The organism is Pseudomonas sp. SJZ074 (genome assembly GCF_007828215.1).
Lineage (GTDB): Bacteria > Pseudomonadota > Gammaproteobacteria > Pseudomonadales > Pseudomonadaceae > Aquipseudomonas.
Genome location: NZ_VIUE01000004.1, coordinates 142,782 through 167,142, shown reverse-complemented (window position 1 = coordinate 167,142; position 24,361 = coordinate 142,782). Strand labels below are relative to the sequence as shown.

The following is a 24,361-nucleotide window of genomic DNA, read 5'->3' as shown; positions in this document are numbered from 1 at the left end:
TGCCGTGGGACAGTCGATCAAGCTGGACAATCACGTAGCCTCCCTGCAGATCCGACAGTATCTGACCTTCACCCTGGCCGGCGAACAGTTTGCCGTGGGCACGTTGAGTGTGAAGGAGATCATTGAGTACGGTGAACTCACCGGTGTGCCGATGATGCCACCCAGCATCCGCGGCGTGATCAATCTGCGTGGGGCAGTGGTGCCGGTGATCGATCTAGAGGTGCGCTTCGGTGGACGGCCGACCGAAGTCGGCCGGCGCACCTGCATCGTCATTCTCGAAGTGGATCGCGGCAATCAGCAACAGGTCATTGGCATATTGGTCGATGCAGTGAACGAAGTGTTGGAAATCAATCTGTCGGACATCGAGCCGCCGCCGGCCTTCGGCGGGCATGTGCGCACCGATTTCATCCAGGGAATGGGCAAGGTCGACGGCCGTCTGGTGATTCTTCTGGACATCGGCCGGTTGCTTTCCGTGGGTGAGCTCGCTGCGTTGGATGAGGTGAGCGAGGCGCTTGAGTTCGGAGAGTCGGATAGTTGACCTCTAAAGTTCGTATGAGCATTTCTGCGCGCCTGATGATCGCGGTTACATTCCCTATCGCGTTGTCAATGATCGGTGGTGGGTTCTTCGTGGGGCTGCATGAAATCGACGTCGCCCACGCGGACCTCAAGCTTTTGAACGAGGAAAAGCTCAAAAGCGTGGAAGAGCTTCTGCAAGTCACCGACACGCTGCTGCGCGACCGTGTGAAGAATGGGATGCGTTTATTGCAAGAGCGTAGTACGTCGATGGGCGGCGCAAGCCTGGGCTCGGATGTCCTGGTCAACAATGTCGCTGTTCCCGACTTGCTGCTCGGAGGGCATCCCCAGGCCAGCGACTTCCGTATCGTCGACTCTGTAACCGCCGATATGGGTGGGGGCAGCGCGACCTTGTTCGCCAGGAACGGCGAAGATTTCGTGCGCATTTCGACCAACGTCATGCTCGATGATGGGCGGCGGGCGATCGGCACTCGACTGGACCCGAAAGGCAAGGCCATTGCAGCCATCCGCCAGGAGAGAGCGTTCTATGGTCTGGTCGACGTGCTCGGCCATCCTTACCTGGCCGGGTATGAACCGATCTTCGACGCTCGCGGCGCAGTCATCGGTATCTGGTATGTCGGTTATAAGATCGAACTGCAAGCGCTTCGGGAAGCCGTAGGCCGCACCAATATCCTGGACAGTGGTTTCATGGCGGTGCTGGATGAATACAACCGGGTTTTGTTCCGGTCGGACAACGTCAGCAGCGAGCAGGTGCTCGCTGTGGTCGAAGGCACTGACGGTGAAGATTGGCAGATCGACACACAGGCCGAGCGATTGCAGCGATTGATGGGGTTTTTCACGCTTGAGGGTCACCACGAGCGTGCGCGGTCAGGAGCAATGCAATGAGCTCATTGATTGACGCCGGCAACCTGGTGTTCTGGCTACTTGCGTCCCTGGCGCTAGGCATCCTGATACTCGTCGTCCTGAGCATTCGCCACCGGTCGGAGCGGCGCATCGACAGGCAGGCAAGTGTTCCAACTGCGTCGCTGGTCGATGCCGGGTCCGACGACCTCGAGCGTTTCAATCGATACGCGATCGAACAACTCAGCGCTATCTCGCAAGTGCTTGCGACAAAGCACCTCGAGATGCCCTCTGACGGGCAAGAGGACGGCGATTCCCGTTGTCATGTGGGTTATGGGGCCATCGGCGAGCAACCCGATGTTCGGTTACACATGGAACTCGGTGAACTTGACGAAAAAGTGCGCCAGCTGAACGGGCTCGCTGCTCGATTACTTGATACAGAGCAGCTCCTTGTCGATATGGACAGGGGGGCATTGTCGACCGCCGACACACCTGCCGCGAACAATCACTACCTCTTTTTTACACTCGGTGGCGAGCGGTTCGCGGTGAGTGCATCCAGCGTCGAAACGATCGTCGGAGCCGCTCGAATCGTTGCCGGGTCCGGTACATCGAAGCGGTTGCGTCGGGCGATCAGATTTCGCGATGCGCTGGTGCCGGTGATCGACTTGGGTTCACATTTCGGTTGGCCGCCGATAGAGATCGGTTCAGGCACCAGCATCATCATTTTCGAAGTGATGCGCGACGACGGCATGCAGATGATCGGTGTTCTGGTCGATGCGGTTGTCAACGTGTTGCCGATCCCTGCGCTGGACATCCAGTCGCCGGCAACATCGAACAGCGGAATTGCGAGCGATTTCATTCGCGGCACCGTCACGATCGACAATCAGGGCGTCACCTTGCTGGATATCGGGCAAGGCCTTTCTGCCAATGAGTTCCTCGCCCTCGGCCCAAGGTGACCTGAAAATGAATAATCCGGTGCTCTCCGATAAAGAGTTCCAGCAGTTTCGCGGCATGATTTTCGAGATTGCCGGGATCAGCATGTCCGATGCCAAGAAGCCGCTGGTCAGCGGTCGCCTGGCCAAGCGCGTCCGCCAGCATGGGCTGTCCGGCTATGGCGAATACTTTCGCCTGCTGATGAGCGAGCGCGCGGAACTGCAGGTCGCGGTGGACCTGTTGACCACCAACGAAACCTACTTTTTTCGCGAGCCGAAGCATTTCGACTTCCTCCGTGAGCGGATCCTGCCGGAGTTGCTCGACCGTTCCAGCTTGCGCGTCTGGAGTGGCGCCTGCTCCTCCGGCGAGGAGCCCTACAGCATCGCCATGACCTTGGCCGATGCCCTCGGCAGTCGACCCTGGGAATTGTTCGCCTCGGACCTCAGTACACGCATGCTGGAAAAGGCCCGCGCGGGCTTGTACGACATTGCCGACGCCGAAAACATTCCACGGCCGCTGTTGAACCGATATTGCCTCAAGGGAGTCGGCGAGCACGCCGGTAAGCTGCTGATAGACCCGGCGTTGTGCAACCGTCTGCGTTTCCAGCAGATAAATTTGAATTCAGCGCTGCCGGAACTGGGTGAGTTCGAGGTGATATTCCTGCGTAACGTAATGATCTATTTCAACCTCGAGACCAAGCGTCAAGTGGTGCGGCGCATGCTGCCGTTGCTCAAGCCGGGTGGCTATTTCATCGTCAGCCACTCGGAGAGCCTGAACGGTGTCTGCGACGAGCTTAAAGTCGTGGCCCCTTCCATCTACCGCAAGCCTCATGCGTAGACCCGACGGCATCATCGAGATCTTTTTGCAGCCGGGCGAGTTGTATTTCGGCGACCGCTACACGCGCATCCGGACTCTGCTGGGCTCCTGTGTATCTCTGGTGTGTTGGCATCCCAGGCTGCTGATCGGCGGCATGTGCCACTTCATGCTGCCGACCCGGCCGCACCCGCCAACCGGGGAGCTGGACGGCCGTTATGGCGATGAAGCCATCGAGCTGATGCTGCGTGAAGCTCGCGTTCACGGCGTCTCGCCCATGGAGTTCCGCATCCAGTTATTCGGCGGCGGCAACATGTTTCCCTCTATCGGTAGGCAAAAGGACAGGCACGTGGGCAAAAAGAACGTCGACGCCGCCAGGCAGTTGCTACAGGTTCACGGTCTGACGTGCAGGGGTGCCCATGTGGAGGGGGTGGGCCACCGCAACCTTATCTTCGACCTGTGGAGCGGCCATGTCTCGCTCAAGCATGTTTCGCCGGCACTGGACCCACGCCAGGGGACGCGCGCATGACGCCCATCAAGGTCATGATCGTCGACGACTCCGCCGTGGTGCGCCAGGTGCTGTCGGCCGTGCTCGCCGCACAGCCGGGGATCGAGGTGATCGGCGCGGCCGCCGATCCGTTGTTCGCCCTGGAGAAAATGCAGCGGCAATGGCCCGATGTGTTGGTGCTGGACGTGGAAATGCCACGCATGGACGGCATCACGTTCCTGAGGAAACTGATGGCTGAGCGACCGACTCCGGTGGTGATCTGTTCTACGCTGACCGAGGCTGGGGCGCAGACCACCCTGCAAGCGCTGGCGGAAGGCGCGGTCGGTATCGTCAGCAAACCCAGGCTGGGGCTCAAGCAATTCCTCCACGAAGCCGTTGACGAACTGGTCCAGGCCATCCAGAGCGCGGCGCGGGCCAACCTGCGCCGTCTGGTCCCCCAGGCTGCTGTCAAATTGTCCGCCGACGCGATCCTGCCAGCCGCAAGTCTGGCGATGGCACAGACCACCGAGACGCTGGTGGCCATCGGCACCTCCACCGGCGGCACCCAGGCGTTGGAAGCGATACTTACGCGCTTGCCGCGGGCCTGTCCCGGCCTGGTCATCGTTCAGCACATGCCGGAACGCTTCACCGCGGCCTTCGCCGAGCGGCTGAATAGGCTGTGTCGGATCGAGGTGCTGGAGGCGCGCAATGGTGACCGGGTAACCCCAGGGCGCGCGTTGATCGCCCCCGGTGGGCGGCACATGCTGCTAACACGAAGTGGTGCCCAATATCACGTGGAGGTTCGCGACGGCCCGCCGGTCAGTCGGCACCGCCCTTCGGTCGACGTGCTGTTTCGCTCCACTGCCCGTGCGGCCGGCGGCAACGCGCTGGGGATCATCATGACCGGTATGGGCGACGACGGTGCGCGCGGCTTGAAGGAAATGCGCGAGGCGGGTGCACGAACCCTTGCCCAGGACGAGGACAGCTGCGTCGTTTTCGGCATGCCGAAGGAGGCGTTCAAGTTGGGCGCGGTAGAGCGGATGCTCCCCCTCGGTGAGATCCCCGCGGCGATCCTCGCGGGCATGACCGGCAGGCGATGAATACAAGCTTTCCCAGAGAACCCACTTATATCGATGGGCACTGACGGCTCTGTAAGGGGGATGGGCTGTGCAGCTGAAAAGAGGCCCGAGCCCGGAGCCTGAAAAATCACCTTCGCCTCATGAGGATCGAACATTCAAATGAAAATTCTTCGCAACATGCCCATCAGCCGTCGGCTATGGATCGTACTCCTGCTTGCCATGACCATGCTTCTTTTGCTCGGTTTGACGATGTTGCGCCAGATCTACATCGAGGACTATGCCGCCAAGGAACAAAAGACCCGGCAAGTGGTTGAAGTCACCATGAACATACTTGAGCACTACCACGGTTTGGAAAAGACCGGTGCACTGAGCCGCGAAGAGGCACAGAAACAAGCCATCGTTATGGTGCGCAAGCTGCGTTATGACGGTGATAACTATTTGTGGATCAATGATCTCGGGCCGAAGATGTTGATGCATCCGACCAATGCCAAGCTCGACGGTCAGGACCTCTCTGGATTCAAGGATCCGGACGGCAAGGCCCTGTTCATGGACATGGTCGCGGTCGCCAAGAGCAAGGGCGGTGGTTTTGTGGACTACCGCTGGCCCAAACCGGGCGCCAGCGAGCCAGTGGGGAAAGTCTCTTATGTCCAGCTGTTCCAGCCATGGGCCTGGGTGTTGGGCTCAGGCGCGTACACCGATGACGTGCAAGCCGCGTTTCGTGCTCAGATGTGGAAAGCTGCCGCTGTGTTCCTGGGCATCGGCCTGCTGCTGGGCGGCCTGATCATACTGATCAGCAAGAGCATCACCCGGCCATTGAGCGACGCGGTGCGCGCGATGGCCGATATCGCCGGCGGAGACGGCGACCTTACGCGTCAACTGGACGCTCGCGGTCAAGATGAGCTGACCGCACTGGCCGGTCACTTCAACGGTTTCACTGGAAAACTGCGCGGCGTGATCGAGCAGTCGTTGCAAGCGGCCAATGCACTGAATCAGGCATCGGCTTCACTGAATGCCATCGCCACCGAAAGCCAGGGCCACAGCGTGCAGCAGTCACAACAGATGGAGCGGGTGGCTGCGGCGATCGATGAGGTGACGTACGGCGTCCAGGATGTGGCGAAGAATGCCGAACAGGCCGCCGGGGAAGTGCGTGACGCCGATGAGCGAGCCCGGTTGGGGCAAAGCAGTATTGACAATTGTTCACGGCAGATCGAGCAGCTGTCAGGGACCATCGAGCAAGCGGTGGCGGTTATTCAGACCCTCTCGCAGGAAAGTACCCAGATCGGAAGGGTGCTTGAAGTGATTCGCGCCATTGCGGAACAAACCAACCTGCTTGCCCTCAATGCCGCCATCGAAGCGGCGAGGGCGGGAGAGCAGGGTCGCGGCTTTGCCGTGGTGGCGGACGAAGTCCGCATGCTGGCTCAGCGCACTCAGCTATCGACCACCGAGATCCAGGGCATGATCGAAACCCTGCAGCGTAACTCCGATGCCGCGGTCAAGGTGATCGACGAGAGCCGCCAGGGTTCGCAACTCACCATCGAACAAGCCAACCTGGCCAGCCGCAGCCTGGATCAAATAGGCCATTCCCTGCGTAACCTGACCGGGCTCAATGCCTCCATTGCCAGTGCGATCTCTCAACAATCTCAGGCGGTCGAAGACATCAACCGCAACGTCACCCAGGCCACCGGCCTCGCACAGGAAAACGCTCAGGCCGGCGAACGAACCAGTGCCGCCAGCCAGAATCTGCGGCAATTGGCCGGTCACCTGAATCGTCTGCTGGGCCAGTTTCGGGTTTGAACCGTAAATCCGCACAGCAAGTTTTTGCAGTTTGGAAAACTTCAGAGGGCGGGTTTCAGTTGCGTGAAGCCGCGGTGTGGCAGGCCTTTGTGGATAACGTAGAAAGTCGTTGTCGTTTCAACCAAAGGCACGCTCAGCGAGTTGGTCGGCGTCCCCCTGGATGGTGCGGATTTGCCCTACCAAAAAATAAGCGGCTACTGATTGCCGGCAAACGCTTCGAGTCTGAATCATGGGGGCTTGAAACTCGCTCAAAAGCATGCCCTGGCTCGCAGCTAAACATCCGGGTGTGCCCGTTGCTCCTGCTTGACCTGACTTGTAATGGAGGCATGTTCGGTATTGGCCGGCGTTTCACCAATTACCCGCGACCTGAGGGTTGCACGGCAATCGATGATCCTAAAGCTCGGTGTGTGGACAACGCTTTTCCCGAACCTTTCTCACCACAAACCATTATTTGGAATTCACTTCGTGAACAATTGGACCATCAGACAAAAAATTAGCATCTTGCTCGCCTCGGTCATTCTGGCCTTTGGGGGGTTGACAATGTTTCTGCTAGGTCGTCAGGCAGCCGCTACTGCCGACATCCATAGTCTGTATGACAACGACTACCATGTGGCATCGACCATCGGTCAGATTGATGGGCTACTTACGCGCGTGGACATCAATATCCTGCGAATGATTGCCATTGGGAGTCCGAGCGCCATCGCCGAGTGGAAAGCCCAGAACACCGAGCACTTCAACAAGGTCGACCAGTTGCTGGGTGAGTTGAACGCATTGGCCGATTCGACCACGGCGACGTCGGTCAATACTTTGGGTGAGGCCTATGCGCGTATGCGCAAGGGTATGGAACACCAGGTTGAAGCTATCGAGGCCGGTGACATCAAGCGTGGCGGCGAGATCAACCTGAGTGAGGTCAAGGACAACGCAGTGAAGGCCTTCAGTACGCTGTCCGAACTCAAGAGCGCACAGGACTTGAAGGCCAAGAGCAAGATCGAGGCACAAGAGGAGGCTGCATCGTTCATCCGCACCATTTCGATCATAACGGCTGTTTTGGTTGCGCTATTCTCGATCGGATTCGGGCTGCTGTTTCTGCGCACCTTGCTCAAGCAGCTTGGCGGCGAGCCGGCCTATGTGGTGGAGGTGGTATCGAAGATTGCCGGCGGCGACATGACCGTGGAGGTGCAGACCCGGGCCGGTGATAGCGCCAGCATGTTGTTCGCCATCAAAGCCATGGTGGGAAAACTCTCGCAGGTCATTGGTGAGGTGCGCGGTTCGGCCAACGCCCTGAGCAGTGCCTCGGAGGAAGTCTCCGCCACCGCCCAATCGATGAGCCAGGCCTCAAGCGAACAGGCCGCCAGTGTCGAGCAGACATCTGCCAGTGTCGAGCAGATGTCCGCCTCCATCGAGCAGAATACCGAGAACGCCCGGCTCACCGATGTCATGGCCGGCAAGGCCACCAAACAGGCCCGCGAGGGTGGCGAGGCGGTCAAGGACACCGTCAGCGCGATGAAGAGCATCGCCGATAAGATCGGTATCATCGACGACATCGCTTACCAGACCAACCTGCTGGCCCTCAACGCTGCCATCGAGGCCGCCCGTGCCGGTGAGCATGGTAAAGGTTTTGCGGTGGTCGCCGCCGAGGTGCGCAAGCTGGCCGAGCGCAGTCAGGTCGCTGCCCAGGAAATCGGCGAGGTAGCCAAGAACTCGGTGGCCCTGGCCGAGCGCGCGGGCAGCCTGCTCGACGAGATCGTCCCCGGTATCGCCAGGACCAGCGACCTGGTCCAGGAAATCGCCGCAGCTTCCGAAGAGCAATCCTCCGGCGTCGGCCAGATCAACACGGCGATGAATCAACTCAACCAGATCACCCAGCAGAACGCCTCGGCCTCCGAGGAGTTGGCCGCCACCGCCGAGCAAATGAGCAGTCAGGCTGAACAGCTGCAGCAAGTGATGGGCTTCTTCACCCTCGCCCGCCATAGTGAAAGCGAGCGCAACGCAGAAGCCGGTGGGGCGAAGCCGACCCTATCCGTGTCCTCCCCGGGCAAGGCGCTGGTTAACAGTCGCGACTCGGCCTTACCCGCCGGTTTCGTGCGCTTCCTGGAGTGATGCCATGAGCCGGTTGATCAAGGAGCATAGCCCCAACGGCGCGCCGCAACCCCGACAGTACCTGACCTTCACCCTCGCGGGTGAGCAGTTCGCCGTGGGCACGCTCAGCGTCAAGGAGATCATCGAATACGGCCGGCTCACCGGCGTACCGATGATGCCACCCAGCATTCGCGGGGTCATTAACCTGCGCGGGGCGGTAGTGCCGGTGATTGATCTGGGGGTGCGGTTCGGTGGTCGGCAGATGGAGATCGGACGGCGTACCTGCATCGTAATTCTCGAGGTGGACCAGGTCGCCGAGCGCCAAGTGATCGGCATATTGGTCGACGCGGTGAATGAGGTGTTGGAGATTGACCCGGCGGCCATCGAGCCGCCACCGGCCTTCGGTGCGCATGTGCGCGCTGACTTCATTCATGGTATGGGCAAGGTCGGCGACCGTTTCATCATTCTGCTGGACATCGGCCATGTGCTCTCGGTGAATGAACTTGCCACGCTGGAGAAAGTGAGCGGGGCATCAGGATACGAGGCTGATAATTGAACTCCAAGGTTTCCTGGGAATTGCCCGTACTCTTTTTTTTATCGCTGATAGCCGAGCGACCGATTCTCCAGCATGACCGGTAGGTGTCGCTTGAACTTAGAGAGTGCGAGGCTCTACGAGGAAAATTTAGATGAATAAACTGTTGGGTAATCTGAGCGTTAATCTGAAGCTTGTATTGGGCTTCTCTTTGGTCTTGCTGCTGACGTTGATCATCGCCTTTGCCGGTTGGTCCGGGTTGGACACCTTGAGCGCGCGTGCAGACAAGCAAATATCGATATTGGAAGTTGAAAAGACCGCCAAGGACCTGCGCATCGCGCGTCTGTTTTACACCCTGAATAATGGCTCTGTAGGTACTGCTGCCGTACTCAGGCAATTGGACACTCTCGATCAAAATCTGCTGCGGGCTCGCGCATTGCATAAATTACCCCGAGATATCGAGGTGATAGAAGAAAGTATCAAGATTGCCGGCAATTATCGTGAGGCGTTCAACCATTTCAGCCGTGCCCTCGAGGTTCGTGAAGTCACTCGCAAGCAACTGGCCGGCGATGCGGATAGCGCTGACGTCGGGCCGTTGCACGATGCACAGCTTGCTGTCCAACAGGCGCAGGAGACTCTGGACCGGGAAGTGGCTCGGTTGTTTGAGTTGTGTAAACAGATGGCGGGCGAGCAGGTTGTGAAGCGCAACCAGGCCTCCCAACAAGCCAAGATCCTCCTCGGCGGTACCGCGGGAGCCGCTTTGTTGCTGGGTATCTTGGCCGCAATCATCATCAGTCGCCAGATTACCCGTCCAATTCGCGAGACTCTCGATGCAATTGAATGCATTGCCGCCGGCGACCTCACGCGTAATCTGGTGGTCACCCGCCGCGACGAACTGGGCGTGCTGCAACAAGGCATCCAACACATGGGCGAGACCTTGCGCAACCTGATCGGCGGTGTTCGCGATGGCGTGACGCAGATCGCCAGTGCGGCAGAAGAACTGTCGGCCGTGACCGAGCAAACGAGTGTCGGGGTCAACCATCAGAAAATCGAGACCGATCAGGTCGTCACCGCCATGCGTGAAATGACCGCCAAGGGGCAGGAAGTCGCGCGTAACGCCCAGCAGGCCTCGCAAGCGGCCGCGGCCGCCGACGACGAGGCGCGCGAAGGCGACAGGGTAGTTGCTCAGGTCATTGCACACATCGACAACCTGGCCACGGAAGTTGTCCGTTCCAGCGAAGCCGTGGCCGTGCTGCAACAGGAGAGCAAAAAGATCGGCAGCGTGATGGACGTCATCAAAGCGGTGGCCGAGCAGACCAATCTGTTGGCGCTCAATGCCGCCATCGAGGCCGCTCGTGCCGGTGACGCAGGACGCGGTTTTGCTGTGGTGGCCGACGAAGTCCGTGGCTTGGCCCAGCGGACCCAGAGATCCACCGAAGAGATTGAAGACTTGGTTGCCGGCTTGCAGAGCGGAACCGAGCGGGTGGCCCTCGTGATGAAAAACAGCCGTAGCCTGACTAACAGCTGTGTCGATCTGACCCGAAATGCTGGTTTGTCACTGGCCAGCATCACTCGCACGGCGTCGGACATTCAATCGATGAACCAACGGATAGCGGCGTCATCCGAGCAACAGAGGGTCGTGGCCGACGAGATCAGCCGCAGCATTACGAGTGTGCGTGACGTTTGCGAGCAGACCGCCGCCGCCAGTGACGAAACGGCGGCCTCAAGTGTCGAGTTGGCGCGGCTGGGAAATCAATTGCAAATGATGGTTGGTCATTTCAAAGTCTGAAGGGGAGTGCGGGGTAGGGGTAGCCCTACAAGCGTAATCCCTTTGCCTAGTTAAAATCAGGCGCATCTGATAGTCCCCGCGCCTTATCCTCGGCATCATCGCCACTGTTTTAATATCGCCGCTTCCGAAGCTGAACGGTGATCGTGTTTGTCGCTGCGTTGCCTTGACCGATTGCCTGGGTGTTGATCCATGGCATTCGGAATGCCCCGTCATGCGTTCATCACTTGTAAGGGGAGGGGCGTGCGCTTGAGTCAGGTTTCCTTGGTAATCCGGGATCTGCCGGAGGAGCAGTTGTTGATGCGTCAAGGAGGACTGTACTGGGTGGCTGTCGACCGTGTCCGCGATGTCGAAGCGTTGGCGCTCCAGAGTCTGGCGGCCTTGCCCGAGCAGTACCGGGCGAGTCTGGTCTGGTGCGGCCATCACCCCGATCAAATGATAAGCGCCTTGGGCGAACGGTCCGGTCCCGATGAGTTGCGGGTTTTTGAAGTGTCCAAGACCTCCATCCGCCGGGCGCTCAAGTCGCTGCCCGGCGAGTTGACGCGCGCTGCAACGGTGCCGGGCAGCCTCGTGTTGTTGATGCTGCCGGCCGGTGGCTGGCAGGCCTTTGATGCGGTGCAGTTGCGGCAGTGGTGCAGCACGGTGAGGCGCTGGTTGCGCGAACAACGTTGCACGCTCTTGGTGCTGTGCCATGGTGAGGCCCCCGACCTGCATTCCGAGCTGGTTCGTCTCAATGAGCATCTGTCCGGTCTGGCGCAGTTGTATCGGCGAGACGGCGTTATCCACTATCAGTCGCACTTTTGGCTCAACGAGCGAGGCGTCTGTGGGGCCCAGGCGTACGAACTCGATCTGCAAGCCACGGGTTTCAGTCTGGCTCGGACCGAACAGGCCGTTGCGCTACCGACACGCACCGATGACCAGCGCATTTATCTTGCCCAACGCATCGTGCTGGAAGGTGCCACGGCGCTGTCGGAACACTGGCGTCTATTCGAACGGCGCGTCGACCTGCTGGAAGCGGCGGCCCTGGCCCGAGCCGCGAGCGTTATCGTGGCTGTCGACAGTGATCAGCAGGTGGAAGTACTGGCGCGGGAATTGTACGAGCTGCGCGAGCGTTGCGGTACGGCGTTGAAAATCGTTATCCGGGAAATGGAGCCCTGCCTGCGATATCGCGACGAGCGTCTGTTGATGTCGTGTGGGGCGAATATCATCGTGCCTTTCGGCATCGCGTTATCCCGATTCTTCAGCCTGTTGGACAGTGTACAGGGGCAGGTCTGGAGACGCGGTCGCCTGAGTGGTGACCTGGAGTCGCTCATCGAACGTCTGCGCGCGCCGAAGATGCGAGGCCTGTTGGCACCCCGGGAGTTTTTGTCGGCGCTGGAGCAGATTTATGGCGGTGCTGCCGGTGAAGTCGAGCACCAGTTATTGCGGCTGCACCCGCGCCCGGCATTGACGATGGAGCATTGTCTGTACCAGTTAAGCCTGCGCCGGTTCGGCGACGTCGCCACCGTGGTGGATGGGGTTTTCTATCTATTTCTATTCGCTTGTCGTAGCGATGGCCTGGAAGCGGCGTTGGGCAATATCTGTCGTCTGTCGTGGCGCAACCTGTTCAGCGATTGCCAGGCTCTCGCCGAATTCGATGACTTGCCGTATGACGCGTTCAGCAATGCAGTCGGTCTGCCGCAGACGTTGCGTCTGGCCCCGGATCGCACCGGCACACCGCTGCGCACGCAAGCACAGTTGGGTGCCTACACACCACAGCGGATCACGCTGGCCATCGCGGATGCCTGTGAATGAATCTTTTTGAGTTGTTCCAATTGATTGCCGTGAGCAGTCTGTTGACGCTGGCATGTGTGTGGCTGTTGCGCAGCGTTTGGCGTCAGGGGCAAGCATTGCTCCAGTCCTTGCTGCCACCCCGCTATCTGAAACCCCGCCGCTCGCCTCGGCGCGCTTGCCCGCCAGCGGTCACGGAGGCGTCCCATGAGTAAGTTAGAACCGGTGACTGGCGCGAGCACGGCGCGGGTCTGGCCCGGCCTGGGGCACTGGAATCTGTATTTCATCCTCAAGTTCGCGTTGCAGTGGGGCGGTTATCTGAACATCCAGGTATTGCCCAACCTGTTGTTCGTGGCTTTTTTGCTGATTCCCTTGCGCAAGCACTCCACTGTTGTCATCCGTCGATTGCTAGCTGTGCCGCTGGCCATGGCGCTGTTCTATCGAGACACCTGGCTGCCACCTCTGGATGAATGGGGCGAGTGGTCTTTGGTGATGGATTTTTCCTCCGGTCATCTTTTGACATTGGCCGGGAGCCTGGTCGACTGGAGCCTTTGTGGTTGGCTGCTGGTGTTGGTGATGGCGTACCAGTTCGTCCAGCCTTGGCTGCGCCTGACGACGCTGAGCCTGGCGGGCCTGGCGTGGTTGAGTGTTACCCATCCGTCGGTGTTGCCGCTCACCCACGGAGTAAGCTTGACCCGCGCTCTTGCCCCGGCAGACAAGGCCGCCCCCTCCAGCGAGGCTATCGACGTTTATCTGAAGCAGTTTTACGACACGGAGGCCGATCGACGAGTTTCGTTCCTGCCTGCGACGGCTGCCGCTCAGCCTTTTGACTTGTTACTGATCAACATCGATTCCATGTCCTGGGACGATCTGGATGCCGTCGGTTTGCGCGACCACCTGCTGCTGCGCCAGATGGATGTGCTGTTCGACCACTTCAACTCGGCCGCTTCCGACCAGGTCCCGGCGGCGCTTCGGCTGCTGCGTGCCGGGTGTGGGCAGCCAGCTCGCCGTGACTTGTTCGTTCCGGCGCCGGAGTCTTGCCTGCTGTTCGATGAGCTGGGCAAGCAGGGTTTCGTCGGCCAGACGTTGCTCAACCACACGGGGCGTTTCGCGGGTTTTCTGAATGCCGTGCAAACCTTGGGTTCGCTGCCGGAGCCGGACTTGGATACCGACCATTGGCAGCCCATGCTGTCCGGGCCGGACGGCTTGCCGGTGTGGCGTGATCGCGAGGTGCTGGGCGACTGGTGGAAACACCGTCAGACGCAGCCTCAGGCGCGGGTGGCGCTGTTCTATAACACGCTGACTCTGCACGAGGGCAATCATGTCATGGCGGCCGATGGCAAACTCCAACGTGCCGACTACAAGACAAGAGCGCAGGTCCTGCTCGATGACCTTAGCGGGTTTATCGAGCAACTGGAGCTCAGTGGTCGTCGAGTGGTCGTGGTGATGGTGCCGAACCACGGTGCGGCCCTGCGCGGCGATCGCATGCAGTTCCCAGGCATGCACGAGATACCCAGCCCATCCATCACCCAAGTACCTGTCGGCATCAAGTTGATCGGCATGGGGCGCAATCCTCGGTCCATGCCGTTGCATGTCAGCGAACCGAGTAGCTACCTGGCCGTGGCTCAGCTCATTGACCGGTTGTACGGGGCGCCATCACCCGCAGGGGACGAACAGCCAGACTGGCAACCGCTGCTGGCAGGCCTGGCCCAGGCCCGGCTGGTTTCCGAAAGTGAAGGCAGCACCGTTCTCGATTACGCCGCAACGCCTTATGTACGGATCACGGAGAAAGACCCATGGCTTCCTTATCGTCCGGTGTCCCAATGAGCGCCAGGCTGATGTCGCGCACCGAGCGGGCCGATGACATCGCGCGATTGAAGGTGGAACTGCAATTGCCCGCCCTGAAGTACGTCGACGTGTCGCTCCAGAGGGAGCTGCGCCACGCCGTGGAGCGCTGGCCCTTGTTCGCCGAGTTGGAACAGGCGCAGCACGCGCCGGGCACGCGGGTCTCGTTGGTACGTCGCGACGAGCCACAGGTGACCGCATGATTTCGTTGGGATTGTACGGGATACGTGGTGGCACCGGCAGCAGTTCGTTGCTGGCGGCGCTCGGTTATGCCCTGCACACCCTGGAGCAGCGCGTACTGCTGGTGGACATGTGCCCGGAGAATCTGCTGTGCCTGCACTTCAACCTTGCCGTCACGCAAACCGGCGGATGGGCCCGAGCCTTGCTCGATGGTCAGGACTGGACTGACCAGGTGTGGAGTCTTGCGCCGAATTTGAGTGTGCTGCCCCATGGTCGTCTCATCGGGACCGACCGGGCGCGCCTGGCGCAAGCGTTGGACCAGCGGCCTGGACTTTGGGCTCGACGTATGAACGTCTTGGCGGAGCATTTCGATTGGATCCTGTTCGATTTGCCGCGGCGCTCGCCGTGGCAGGATAACGCTGTGTCGTGCCAGTTGCAGATTCAGATCGTCGAAGCCGATGCAGCGTGTCACGTGTTGCTGCAACAGCAGGAGGAGGAGAGGGCGGACAGCCTGTTGCTCAATCGTTTTGATCCGGCCAGCCAGATTCAACGCGATCTGGCGTTGATCTGGCGTCAACACTACGATGCGCGGCTGTTGCCGATAACGGTGCACAGCGATGAAGCGATGCGTGAAGCGCTGGCCAGCAAGCAGCCGGTGGGACGCTATGCGCCGGACAGCCTGGTGGCCCAGGACGTACTGAGCCTGGCGGTCTGGTGCCAGGCGCACCAAGGTGAACTGAGGTGATCGCACGTTGGTTCCCCTATGGGCAATTGCGTGGTGAACATGATTGTCCGCCACTGGTTGCGCTGTTGCTGGCCCTGTGGAGTCTCCTGGCCTGGACGATATTGCGCCTGGAATCGCCCGCCTGGCGACAGTTGCTGGACCATCGAGAACGCTGGTATCCACAGTTGGCCGGCAAGACGCCAAGCATCGGCGACCCGTTGCGTTATGCCCTGCAGAGCCTGTGGTTACTGTTGGTATACCCCGTCACGCCAGAGCAGCGTTCAAGCGCCTATCAATGGTGGTCGCGAGCCTCTGCGTTCCATCGAGCGTGGTGGGAACGGCTGAGCAAAACGCTTGAGCAACAAACTCGACGCATTCGTGACCACTCTCGCATCACTCAAGGTGTCCATTGGTGGAAAGGCCTGGAGCGGCACCGCCAATGGCTGCTCGGTGGTTTTCTATTCATCCAATTGATTTTGCTGACACTGTTGTGCATCACCGAGCCGTTCGGTTACGTGGAACAACTGGTCTTCGGGCTTTTGCTCTGGGGCCTGGCACTCCTGGTGCGGGGTATTCCCGGAAGGTTTGCGACGTTGCTGATGGTAGTGCTGTCCGTCATCGTTTCCTGCCGTTACCTGTGGTGGCGCTACACCTCGACGTTGAATTGGGATCAACCCCTGGACCTGGCCTGCGGCCTGGGATTGCTGGCGGCGGAAACCTACTCCTGGATCGTGCTGATCTTTGGCTACATCCAGACCTGCTGGCCGCTGAACCGCGACCCGGCGCAGTTGCCGGACGATACCCGCCGTTGGCCGACGGTCGATCTATTGATTCCTACCTACAACGAGGACCTCTCGGTCGTGCGGGGCACGGTTTATGCGGCTCTGGGCATTGACTGGCCGGAGGACAAACTACGGATATATCTGCTGGATGACGGCAAGCGCGAAACCTTCCGCCAGTTCGCCGCCGAGGTGGGGGTCGGCTACATCATTCGTCCGGACAATCGCCACGCCAAGGCCGGCAATCTCAACCACGCTTTGGGCCGCATAGACGGTGAACTGGTTGCGATATTCGATTGCGACCACATGCCGGTGCGGTCCTTCCTGCAACTGACGGTGGGTTGGTTCCTGCGCGATCCGAAATTGGCGCTGGTGCAGACACCTCACCACTTTTTATCGGCCGATCCCTTCGAACGCAACCTCGCGGTATTCCGCAACCGGCCGAACGAAGGTGAGCTGTTCTATGGCTTGATCCAGGACGGCAATGACATGTGGAACGCGGCGTTCTTCTGCGGTTCTTGCGCCGTCCTGCGGCGTTCGGCGCTGGATGAGATCGGCGGGTTCGCGGTGGAAACCGTGACCGAAGACGCTCATACCGCCTTGCGCCTGCACCGCCGCGGTTGGAATTCGGCCTACGTGCGCATTCCCCAGGCCGCCGGCCTGGCAACGGAAAGCTTGTCCGCCCACATCGGCCAGCGCATTCGCTGGGCCCGGGGCATGGCGCAGATTTTTCGTACCGACAACCCGCTGTTGGGCAAGGGCCTGACGTTCTTCCAGCGGATCTGCTATGCGAACGCAATGATGCACTTTCTCGCCGGCTTGCCGCGGCTGGTATTCCTGAGCGCGCCCCTGGCTTTCCTACTGCTGCATGTCTACATCATCTATGCCCCGGCAATGATGATCCTGCTGTATGTATTGCCGCCGATGATTCATGCCAGCCTGACCAATTCGCGCATGCAGGGTCGCTTTCGACAGACGTTCTGGGGCGAGGTCTACGAAACCGTCCTGGCCTGGTACATCGCCCGCCCGACCACGGTGGCATTGTTCAGCCCGAACAAGGGCTCCTTCAATGTCACCGCCAAGGGCGGGCTGATGGAGCACAACCGGTTCGACTGGAAAATCGCCCGGCCCTACCTGGTCCTGGCGGGGCTGAACATCATCGGATTGGGTTTTGCCTGTTGGCGTTTGTCCACTGGGCCGGCCAATGAAATCGGTACGGTGCTAGTGAGTTCGCTGTGGGTCATCTACAACCTGCTGATCCTCGGCGCCGCGGTGGCGGTGGCTGCCGAGGTTCGCCAGGTGCGCCAGACGCACCGGGTCCAGACCCGGTTGCCTGTCGCGGTGCGGCTGGACAGTGGCCACTCGTACCCTGGCACGCTGGTGGACTATTCCGATGGCGGTGTCGGTGTGGAAATCGATGTGCCGCTGGCGCTACCGGTCGGTGGTCGCATTTCGTTGCTGATGCAGCGTGACAAGCGGGAATTCATGTTCCCCGGCCTGGTCAGCCGCAGCCACAAGCAATTTGTAGGCATCAACTTCGCCCATCTCTCTACCCGGCAAAAGATCGATTTCGTGCAGTGCACCTTTGCCCGTGCCGATGCCTGGTTGAACTGGGGTGAGAACTATGTGCCGGACAGGCCGCTGCACAGCCTGATCGAAATCTTCAAACTCGGTACCAAGGGCTATTTCCAGCTTTATCAGTTCCTGCCGTTGTGGGTCCGCCGTGTGGCCGGTCCGCCGTTGCGGCTGGTGGGATGGCTGTTGAGTTATCTGCCGCGGACGCCGTCTTCATTCTTCTCGTCTACCTCTCGTTCTGTGAGCCCATCATGAGTCGCTATTTCCGTAGATCCCTGGTTGCCGGCCTGGCGCTGCTGGCCATTGGTGAGGCGCAGGCCCAAGGCCTGGTATCGCCTGTGGTAGGCGCGCCACCAGAGCTTGGGCCGGTCCCAAGCTGGAGCAATACCTACAGCTTCGGCCAGTTGGGACAACCCGGCGACAACTTATTGCTGGGCATTCATGACAGTGAGCAGATCGAGTTCTCGTTGCGCCGCGACCGCATCGCCAGTGACGCCAGGTTGCGGCTGGAATACACCCCGTCGCCGGCATTACTGCCGGTGCTGTCCCATCTGCGGGTCTATCTTAATGACGTGCTTGTCAGCGCACTGCCCATCGAAAAAGACCAACTCGGGCGCAAGACCTTCCGCGATGTGGCCCTCGACCCGCTGTTGATCACCGATTTCAATCGGGTGCGCCTGGAGTTCATCGGCCATTACACGGACATTTGCGAAGACCCAGCCAACAATGCGTTATGGGTCAATATCGGGCGCCGCAGCGAGATAGAACTGCATGAACAGGCGCTGTCGCTGAAAAATGACCTGGCGTATTTCCCCCTGCCGTTTTTCGACGCGCGGGGCCAGGAAAAACCGACGTTGAGCATGGTTTTCGCAGCAGCACCGACATTGGGCGAGCAGCGCGCAGCGGGCGTCCTGGCGTCATATTTCGGCAGTCGGGCCGGCTGGCGAGGCATGCGTTTTCCGGTGCTGTTCGATCAGTTGCCCGAGGCCGACGACGGGACGGCGACCACGCCAGCCATCGTCTTTGCGACCAACGACCACCGCCCGTCATTCCTGGCTGACCTGGAGCGTTTTCCAAAAGTACAAGCCCCGGTGCTGCAAATCATCGAGAACCCTCGCGCGCCGCACAGCAAGGTGCTGCTGGTGCTCGGTCGCAATGACGAGGATCTGCTGGTCGCAACGCGTGCATTGGCGCTTGGCGGCGATTTGCTGCGCGGTTCGCGGGCGACGGTGGACAAGGTGCAGCAACTGCAACCGAGGCAACCCTACGACGCACCCAATTGGATTCGCACCGACCGTCCGGTTCGATTTGCCGAGCTGATCAGCTACCCTGGGCAATTGCAGGCGAGCGGTCTGCGGCCGGCGCCGATCAGCGTCGACTTGAACCTGCCGCCGGACCTGTTTGTCTGGCGCAGCCAGGGCATCCCCCTCAAGCTTAATTATCGCTATACCCCCAGCGTCGTCACGGATGAGTCGCGGCTGAACATCAGTCTCAACGATCAATTCATCAGCAGTTTCCCATTGCCCGCCAATGACAGTTCGAAGCTGCAAGGGCTGAGGCTGGCGGTGCTGTCCAGTGATCCGGCCAACCCCACCGAGAAGGTGTTCGTGCCTGCGTTGAAAGTTGGTGAGCGCAACACGCTGCGTTTTGACTTCAATTTCGCCAGCACGATCGGCAGTGCCCAACGCGATCATTGCCAGACGAGCTTGCCGGCCAGTAATCAGTCGACGATCGATGAAAACTCGACGCTGGATTTGTCCGGCTATCACCATTTCATCGCCATGCCGGACCTGAAGGCTTTTGCTCGCAGCGGGTTTCCGTTCAATCGCATGGCCGACCTGTCGCAAACCCTGGTCATGGTGCCGACCCAGGGCAGCGCCGTAGAGATCAGCACCTTGCTTGAAACCCTGGCAACCATCGGCGCGCGCTCCGGCGCGCCGGCGCTGGGCCTGCAGTTGTCCGATGATTGGGGCGTGGCGGCCCGCACGGACGCCGATCTGCTGGTGATGGGAGGGCTGGGCGCGGGCGTTGGCGACAGCGCGAATGCGAATCTGATGCTCAATCAACTCAACGATTGGTTGCTGGAGCCTTCCAACCAGATGCCGAGCGGATCGTCGGCGCGCGCCGGGCAGCTCAATGACATCAGGGAGCAAGCGGCCCATCGAGTCGAGGTGTCGGCCCAGGCGCCGATTGCCGCATTCGTCGGCCTCAAGTCGCCGTTCCATGAGCAGCGCAGCATCGTTGCGCTGCTTGCCCACGACGATGCCGATTACCAGTTGCTGCGCGATACGCTCGCCGACGGCGCGAAGATGGACGCCGTGGCGGGTTCGGTAGCGCTGCTACGCAGCAGTGGCGTGGAGAGCAGCCAGGTCGGCGAACAGTACTTCGTCGGGCATCTGCCGTGGTGGCTGTTGCTTTGGTTTCAGCTCTCCGAACACCCGGTGCTGTTGGCGATGACGGTGGTGCTGATCGTGCTGCTCATTGCATTCATGTTGTGGCGCTCGCTCAGTTGGATCGCCCGGCGGCGCCTGGCGGGACGGGAGTGATGGGCGTGAGAGGGCTCCTGGTGTTGATGTTGACCTTGAGCGTGATGGCCCCGGTAAAGGCGGCGCAGTGCGGTTGGCCAGCCTGGGACGGTTACCGGCAGGCGTTGATGAGCCCGGAGGGGCGGGTGATCGACGCATCCACCGATCAGCGGATCACCACATCGGAAGGGCAGAGCTATGGCCTGTTCTTCGCTTTGGTGGCCAATGATCGGGTGAATTTCGAGCGGTTGTTGCGCTGGACCCAGGACAATCTGGCCGGCGGCGATTTGTCTCGGCGATTGCCGGCCTGGCAATGGGGCCGTGACAAGGAGGGGCAGTGGAAGGTGCTGGACCCCAACAACGCCAGCGATGCCGACTTGTGGATCGCCTACAGTTTGTTGGAAGCCGGTCGGCTGTGGCGACGTCCCGACTATGAAAAACTGGGGCTCAATATGCTCTGGCTCAGCGCGGCGCAGAGCATGCGCAAAGTGCCAGGGCTGGGGCTGATGTTGCTGCCGGGTGGGCAGGGTTTCGAGAGTGCCGACAGTTGGCGCCTGAACCCCAGTTACCTGCCGCCGCAATTGCTGGCGCGCTTTGCCCAAGTGGCACCGATCTGGGCCGAGCTTGCCGAGAATTCGCAACGGTTGCTGATCGAGGGCTCCCCCCAGGGCCTGGCCCCCGACTGGTTGTCGTGGCGAACGGGGCAGGGGTGGGTGGTCGATAGCGTGACGGGCCCCAAGGGCAGCTACGACGCCATCCGGGTCTACTTGTGGCTCGGCATGCTGGCCGAGCAAGCACCGGGCAGGCGGGAGTTGCTCGAGCATTTCCAACCCATGCCGGCGTTGATCAAGCGCTTGGGGGCGGTGCCGGAAATACTCGATACCCGCGCCGGCACCGATATCGGCACGGGCCCCGTGGGTTTCTCCGCGGCCATGCTGCCGATGCTCGCCGGCACACCTGATGGCGGCGAAAGCTTGAAGATCCAACGTGAACGGCTGCGTCAGGAGCCGCCCGCGCCCGACGCCTATTACAACCAGTCCCTGGTCTTGTTCGGACAAGGCTGGGACGAGCGGCGCTATCGTTTCGACAAGCAAGGGCGGCTGCTGCCGAACTGGGCGGACGCATGCAAAAAGTAACGAGGTGGGCGCTGTTGTTGGCAGGGTTGTCCGGGCCTGTCATGGCCCAGTCGACCGGTCCCGTTGACCAGCAACAACGGTTCCTGGAGCAGATGCGGGTCGGCGAGGCGCTCTATCGCGAAGACCTGGTCCGTGACGCCTTGGCGCGCCTGAATCTCATCGCTCCCGACCTGCCTCAGGTGCTGGTGGCCGGGATCCGCCAGGCGCTGCTGCAACATGATCAGCCCCAGGCTGAGCGCCTGCTGGAGCGGTTGCAGCGCCAGGCGTCGGATTCCCAGGAACTGCTCCAGGCCCGGAGCCTGTTGACGTTGCAAAGCGTGGACGGACAGAAAGGCCTGAGTCAGGCGCGCAGGTTGGCCCAGGCGGGGAAAGCACAAGAAGCAATCGGGGCGTACCAGCAGTTGTTTGGCGATGCCCCGCCGGATCTTTCCAGCGCGCTTGAATACTGGCGGGTCCGCAGCGCCGTGGCCGGGCAGCAAGCGATCGCCCTGGAGCACTTGCAAGCGTTGGATCGCCAGTACCCGGGAAATGTCGGGTTGCAACTGGTGCTGGCCAATCTGTTGATCGCCCAGAAAAGAGACGCACAGGGCCTGGCGATCCTGCATCGCCTGGCGAGCAATCCCCTGGCAAGCAGCGCTGCGGCCGAACAGGAATACAACTATCTGGGCCGCCTGCCGGTCAGTCTCGCGAGTGTTCAGGGCTGGCAGGGCTTCCTGACTCATTATCCCGATTCGCCACTCAAGGACGCCGCCGCCGGTCAACTGCTGCGCCAGCAACAACAGTTGGCTGATCCTGCCTGGCAGGCGGCGGCCAAACGCCAACGCGTGGTGAAAGCCGTCGATCATTATTCGGCATGGCTGCGCCAGGGTGACAAGGCCTTGCAGCGCAAGGACCTGGCCGCCGCCGGGACGGCCTACCGGCAGGCGCGTAAGGTGAAACCGAACGACGCCAGGGCGCTGATCGGCCTGGCCGATGTCGCCCAGGCCAACGCCGATGACATCGGCGCCGAAGCCTTGCTGTTGCAGGCGCACCGCTTGCAACCGGACAATCTGGCGGTGACATGGCCGCTGGTGCATCTGTACCAGAAGCAGTCGCCGCAAAAGCTTGAGCAATTTCTTGACAGCTTGCCCCCTGGGCAGCCGCGGGATCTGGTCACGTTGCGCCAAAGCCTGCGGCTCGCGCGCTTGAACGCCTTGGCCGATGCCGCCACGCAACGGTCCGATTGGGCCGAGGTCAGTCGCCTCTTGCTCGAGGCCCGGCCGCTCGACGAGGACAATCCCTGGTTGGCTTTGCGGCTGGCCAAGGCACAACGAGCGTTGGGGCAAACGGAGGCGGCCGATGACAGCCTGCGCCGGTTGCTCCAGCGCCAAGGGAGCAATCCCGAGGCACGTTATGCCCAGGCCCTGTACCTGAGCGCCGATGGGCGAGACAGCGAGGCTTTGCAGGCATTGGCGCGCATCGCGCCGAAGGCCTGGAGCCCGCCCATGTATGAGTTAAACGAACAGTTGCAACGTCGCCGATCGTTGGCGCAGGCCAATGCATTGCACGACGACGCGCGGCTCAATGCCGGGCGCCAACCGCAACGGGCATTGGACCAATACGCCCGGGGGATGGCGGCAGTGGGCTTGCTGACCAACGCCGAAGCCAGCCCACGGGATGACCGTGCGCTGACCCTGGCCAGTCGTAAAAAGGACGGCGATGATGGGTTGCCTCGCAGTTTGCGCGAGGAAGTCGACGCGCTGTATCAGCAGCAGAACCCCACCGTGCATCTCTACCACGACATCGCCTGGCGTTCCGACAACACCACGCCGGGCACCTCCGACCTGCTGGCCCAGACCTCCATTTTGCGCATCGACGCCCCCGTCGCCGCCGGCCAGGGCTTTGTCCAGGTGGAAAATATCGATCTCGATGCCGGCCGATTCGACACCGATACCGATGGCCTGCACCGAGAGCGGTTCGGCACCTGCGCGATCCGCTTGCGCGACCGGGCAAGCGGGGCTGTGGTGTCCGACGGCTGCCGGAGCGACACCCAACGCGCCCGTGGCCATACGATGGCCGTCGGCTGGCACGATGAGCACTGGGCCTTGGACGTCGGGCATTCCGCCGAAGGATTCCCCGTCTCGAATTGGTTGGGCGGCGTCAGCTTTGCCAGTGACTGGCGCACCCTGAATTGGAAACTGACGGCGTCTCGCCGTCCCGTGAGCGATTCGCTGCTGTCCCATGCCGGTGCCGTCGACCCTGTCAGCGGCGTGCGTTGGGGCGGTGTTACCAGCAATGGCCTGAGCCTTGACGTCAGTCATGCCACCAGTGCCGTGGATGGTTTCTGGGGTAGCCTCGGCGCGCACTGGTTGCGGGGCGAAAATGTGGCCGATAACCAACGACGTTCCGCCATGGGCGGCTACTATTACCACGTGATCGACCGCGCCGACGAACGTCTGACCTCCGGTCTGAACCTGATGTACTGGGGGTATGACAAGGATTTGAGCGAATTCACCTTGGGGCAGGGCGGTTACTACAGCCCCCAGCGATACTACTCGGTGGGGGTGCCGTTGAATTATGCCTGGCGCAATGCCGATTGGTCGGTGCGCCTGGACAGTTCATTCGGCTGGTCGTACGCGCGGACCGAGGCCAGTGCGCTTTATCCGCTCGAAGGCGCGGGAGCGAAATGGCTGAGTGGTATCGAACAGGCGGGCCTGATTGCCGACGATATCAGCCAGGTGAAAGCCGGCAGCAGCACCAGCGGCGCCAACGTTCGTCTGCAAGGATGGGTGGAGCGTCGTCTGTCCGACCACCTCGTGCTGGGCGGTGGGCTGGCATGGCAACACAGTGAGGAGTACGCGCCGAGCCGCGCGCTGCTTTACTTGCGCTATACCTTCGATCCTTGGCAGGGCAACCTGCCGTTGCCGGTGGAACCTATAACGCCTTATGCGCAGATGCGCTGATCATCAGG

19 protein-coding genes and 2 pseudogenes are annotated in these 24,361 nt (G+C 60.9%); all 21 read left to right on the top strand.

Annotated elements, in window-relative coordinates:
* Positions 1-4 precede the first annotated feature (4 nt).
* Complete coding sequence (locus FBX99_RS07020) at positions 5-538, top strand: chemotaxis protein CheW (protein WP_144925819.1); 534 nt, start codon at positions 5-7, stop codon at positions 536-538.
* A gap of 14 nt (positions 539-552) precedes the next feature.
* Positions 553-1,419 carry a Cache 3/Cache 2 fusion domain-containing protein gene (locus FBX99_RS07015; RefSeq protein WP_145131081.1) on the top strand — a complete coding sequence of 289 codons (867 nt, stop codon included), beginning with the start codon at positions 553-555 and terminating at the stop codon, positions 1,417-1,419.
* Positions 1,416-2,330, top strand: coding sequence for a chemotaxis protein CheW (locus tag FBX99_RS07010; protein WP_145131079.1), 915 nt, complete (start codon positions 1,416-1,418; stop codon positions 2,328-2,330). Before FBX99_RS07015 ends, FBX99_RS07010 begins: the two co-directional genes overlap by 4 nt.
* A gap of 7 nt (positions 2,331-2,337) precedes the next feature.
* Positions 2,338-3,144, top strand: a complete 807-nt coding sequence (locus tag FBX99_RS07005; RefSeq protein WP_144925829.1) for a protein-glutamate O-methyltransferase CheR — start codon at positions 2,338-2,340, stop codon at positions 3,142-3,144.
* The gene (locus FBX99_RS07000) at positions 3,137-3,649 is read left to right on the top strand and encodes a chemotaxis protein CheD (RefSeq protein ID WP_144925833.1); all 513 of its coding nucleotides are present in this window, start codon (positions 3,137-3,139) and stop codon (positions 3,647-3,649) included. Before FBX99_RS07005 ends, FBX99_RS07000 begins: the two co-directional genes overlap by 8 nt.
* Positions 3,646-4,707 (top strand): chemotaxis response regulator protein-glutamate methylesterase, encoded by a 1,062-nt coding sequence (locus tag FBX99_RS06995; RefSeq protein WP_144925836.1) that lies wholly within the window; start codon positions 3,646-3,648, stop codon positions 4,705-4,707. Before FBX99_RS07000 ends, FBX99_RS06995 begins: the two co-directional genes overlap by 4 nt.
* 138 nt (positions 4,708-4,845) lie before the next feature.
* Positions 4,846-5,622: pseudogene (locus FBX99_RS29540) on the top strand (cache domain-containing protein); the annotation flags it as partial.
* A gap of 123 nt (positions 5,623-5,745) precedes the next feature.
* Positions 5,746-6,480 carry a methyl-accepting chemotaxis protein gene (locus FBX99_RS29535; protein ID WP_371921404.1) on the top strand — a complete coding sequence of 245 codons (735 nt, stop codon included), beginning with the start codon at positions 5,746-5,748 and terminating at the stop codon, positions 6,478-6,480.
* Positions 6,481-6,798: 318 nt separating this feature from the next.
* Positions 6,799-7,407 (top strand): annotated as a pseudogene (locus FBX99_RS29530) (MCP four helix bundle domain-containing protein); the annotation flags it as partial.
* On the top strand, positions 7,405-8,580 hold the full coding sequence (locus FBX99_RS06985; RefSeq protein ID WP_371921405.1) for a methyl-accepting chemotaxis protein: 1,176 nt from the start codon (positions 7,405-7,407) through the stop codon (positions 8,578-8,580). The pseudogene FBX99_RS29530 and the gene FBX99_RS06985, both read left to right, overlap by 3 nt.
* Positions 8,581-8,584: 4 nt before the next feature.
* Positions 8,585-9,115 carry a chemotaxis protein CheW gene (locus tag FBX99_RS06980; RefSeq protein WP_144925845.1) on the top strand — a complete coding sequence of 177 codons (531 nt, stop codon included), beginning with the start codon at positions 8,585-8,587 and terminating at the stop codon, positions 9,113-9,115.
* 130 nt (positions 9,116-9,245) lie between these two features.
* Positions 9,246-10,880: a methyl-accepting chemotaxis protein gene (locus tag FBX99_RS06975; protein WP_144925848.1), complete on the top strand. Its 1,635-nt coding sequence runs from the start codon at positions 9,246-9,248 to the stop codon at positions 10,878-10,880.
* Positions 10,881-11,069: 189 nt separating this feature from the next.
* Positions 11,070-12,671, top strand: coding sequence for a cellulose biosynthesis protein BcsE (gene bcsE / locus FBX99_RS06970; protein ID WP_306091048.1), 1,602 nt, complete (start codon positions 11,070-11,072; stop codon positions 12,669-12,671).
* Positions 12,668-12,862 carry a cellulose biosynthesis protein BcsF gene (gene bcsF, locus FBX99_RS29525; protein ID WP_144925854.1) on the top strand — a complete coding sequence of 65 codons (195 nt, stop codon included), beginning with the start codon at positions 12,668-12,670 and terminating at the stop codon, positions 12,860-12,862. Before bcsE ends, bcsF begins: the two co-directional genes overlap by 4 nt.
* Positions 12,855-14,474, top strand: coding sequence for a cellulose biosynthesis protein BcsG (bcsG, locus tag FBX99_RS06960; protein ID WP_145131077.1), 1,620 nt, complete (start codon positions 12,855-12,857; stop codon positions 14,472-14,474). Before bcsF ends, bcsG begins: the two co-directional genes overlap by 8 nt.
* A complete protein-coding gene (gene bcsR, locus FBX99_RS06955) occupies positions 14,444-14,695 on the top strand; it encodes a cellulose biosynthesis protein BcsR (protein WP_145131075.1) in 252 nt (83 codons plus the stop codon). The genes bcsG and bcsR overlap by 31 nt, the downstream gene beginning before the upstream one ends.
* Positions 14,692-15,417 (top strand): cellulose biosynthesis protein BcsQ, encoded by a 726-nt coding sequence (bcsQ, locus tag FBX99_RS06950; protein WP_144925863.1) that lies wholly within the window; start codon positions 14,692-14,694, stop codon positions 15,415-15,417. The genes bcsR and bcsQ overlap by 4 nt, the downstream gene beginning before the upstream one ends.
* Positions 15,414-18,005: a UDP-forming cellulose synthase catalytic subunit gene (gene bcsA, locus FBX99_RS06945; RefSeq protein WP_145131073.1), complete on the top strand. Its 2,592-nt coding sequence runs from the start codon at positions 15,414-15,416 to the stop codon at positions 18,003-18,005. Before bcsQ ends, bcsA begins: the two co-directional genes overlap by 4 nt.
* On the top strand, positions 18,002-20,296 hold the full coding sequence (gene bcsB, locus FBX99_RS06940; RefSeq protein WP_144925869.1) for a cellulose biosynthesis cyclic di-GMP-binding regulatory protein BcsB: 2,295 nt from the start codon (positions 18,002-18,004) through the stop codon (positions 20,294-20,296). Before bcsA ends, bcsB begins: the two co-directional genes overlap by 4 nt.
* Entirely contained in the window at positions 20,296-21,411 is a 1,116-nt protein-coding gene (gene bcsZ, locus FBX99_RS06935; protein ID WP_144925872.1) for a cellulose synthase complex periplasmic endoglucanase BcsZ, read from the top strand. The genes bcsB and bcsZ overlap by 1 nt, the downstream gene beginning before the upstream one ends.
* Positions 21,399-24,353, top strand: a complete 2,955-nt coding sequence (locus tag FBX99_RS06930) for a cellulose synthase subunit BcsC-related outer membrane protein (RefSeq protein ID WP_144925875.1) — start codon at positions 21,399-21,401, stop codon at positions 24,351-24,353. The genes bcsZ and FBX99_RS06930 overlap by 13 nt, the downstream gene beginning before the upstream one ends.
* The last annotated feature ends 8 nt before the right edge of the window (positions 24,354-24,361 follow it).

Bases quoted from the DNA above. Each gene is read 5' to 3' on its own strand.
- FBX99_RS07015 (WP_145131081.1), top strand. From the start codon at position 553: ATGAGCATTTCTGCGCGCCTGATGATCGCGGTTACATTCCCTATCGCG.
- FBX99_RS07010 (WP_145131079.1), top strand. From the start codon at position 1,416: ATGAGCTCATTGATTGACGCCGGCAACCTGGTGTTCTGGCTACTTGCG.
- FBX99_RS07005 (WP_144925829.1), top strand. From the start codon at position 2,338: ATGAATAATCCGGTGCTCTCCGATAAAGAGTTCCAGCAGTTTCGCGGC.
- FBX99_RS07000 (WP_144925833.1), top strand. From the start codon at position 3,137: ATGCGTAGACCCGACGGCATCATCGAGATCTTTTTGCAGCCGGGCGAG.
- FBX99_RS06995 (WP_144925836.1), top strand. From the start codon at position 3,646: ATGACGCCCATCAAGGTCATGATCGTCGACGACTCCGCCGTGGTGCGC.
- FBX99_RS29535 (WP_371921404.1), top strand. From the start codon at position 5,746: ATGGAGCGGGTGGCTGCGGCGATCGATGAGGTGACGTACGGCGTCCAG.
- FBX99_RS06980 (WP_144925845.1), top strand. From the start codon at position 8,585: ATGAGCCGGTTGATCAAGGAGCATAGCCCCAACGGCGCGCCGCAACCC.
- FBX99_RS06975 (WP_144925848.1), top strand. From the start codon at position 9,246: ATGAATAAACTGTTGGGTAATCTGAGCGTTAATCTGAAGCTTGTATTG.
- bcsE (WP_306091048.1), top strand. From the start codon at position 11,070: ATGGCATTCGGAATGCCCCGTCATGCGTTCATCACTTGTAAGGGGAGG.
- bcsF (WP_144925854.1), top strand. From the start codon at position 12,668: ATGAATCTTTTTGAGTTGTTCCAATTGATTGCCGTGAGCAGTCTGTTG.
- bcsG (WP_145131077.1), top strand. From the start codon at position 12,855: ATGAGTAAGTTAGAACCGGTGACTGGCGCGAGCACGGCGCGGGTCTGG.
- bcsR (WP_145131075.1), top strand. From the start codon at position 14,444: ATGGCTTCCTTATCGTCCGGTGTCCCAATGAGCGCCAGGCTGATGTCG.
- bcsQ (WP_144925863.1), top strand. From the start codon at position 14,692: ATGATTTCGTTGGGATTGTACGGGATACGTGGTGGCACCGGCAGCAGT.
- bcsB (WP_144925869.1), top strand. From the start codon at position 18,002: ATGAGTCGCTATTTCCGTAGATCCCTGGTTGCCGGCCTGGCGCTGCTG.
- bcsZ (WP_144925872.1), top strand. From the start codon at position 20,296: ATGGGCGTGAGAGGGCTCCTGGTGTTGATGTTGACCTTGAGCGTGATG.
- FBX99_RS06930 (WP_144925875.1), top strand. From the start codon at position 21,399: ATGCAAAAAGTAACGAGGTGGGCGCTGTTGTTGGCAGGGTTGTCCGGG.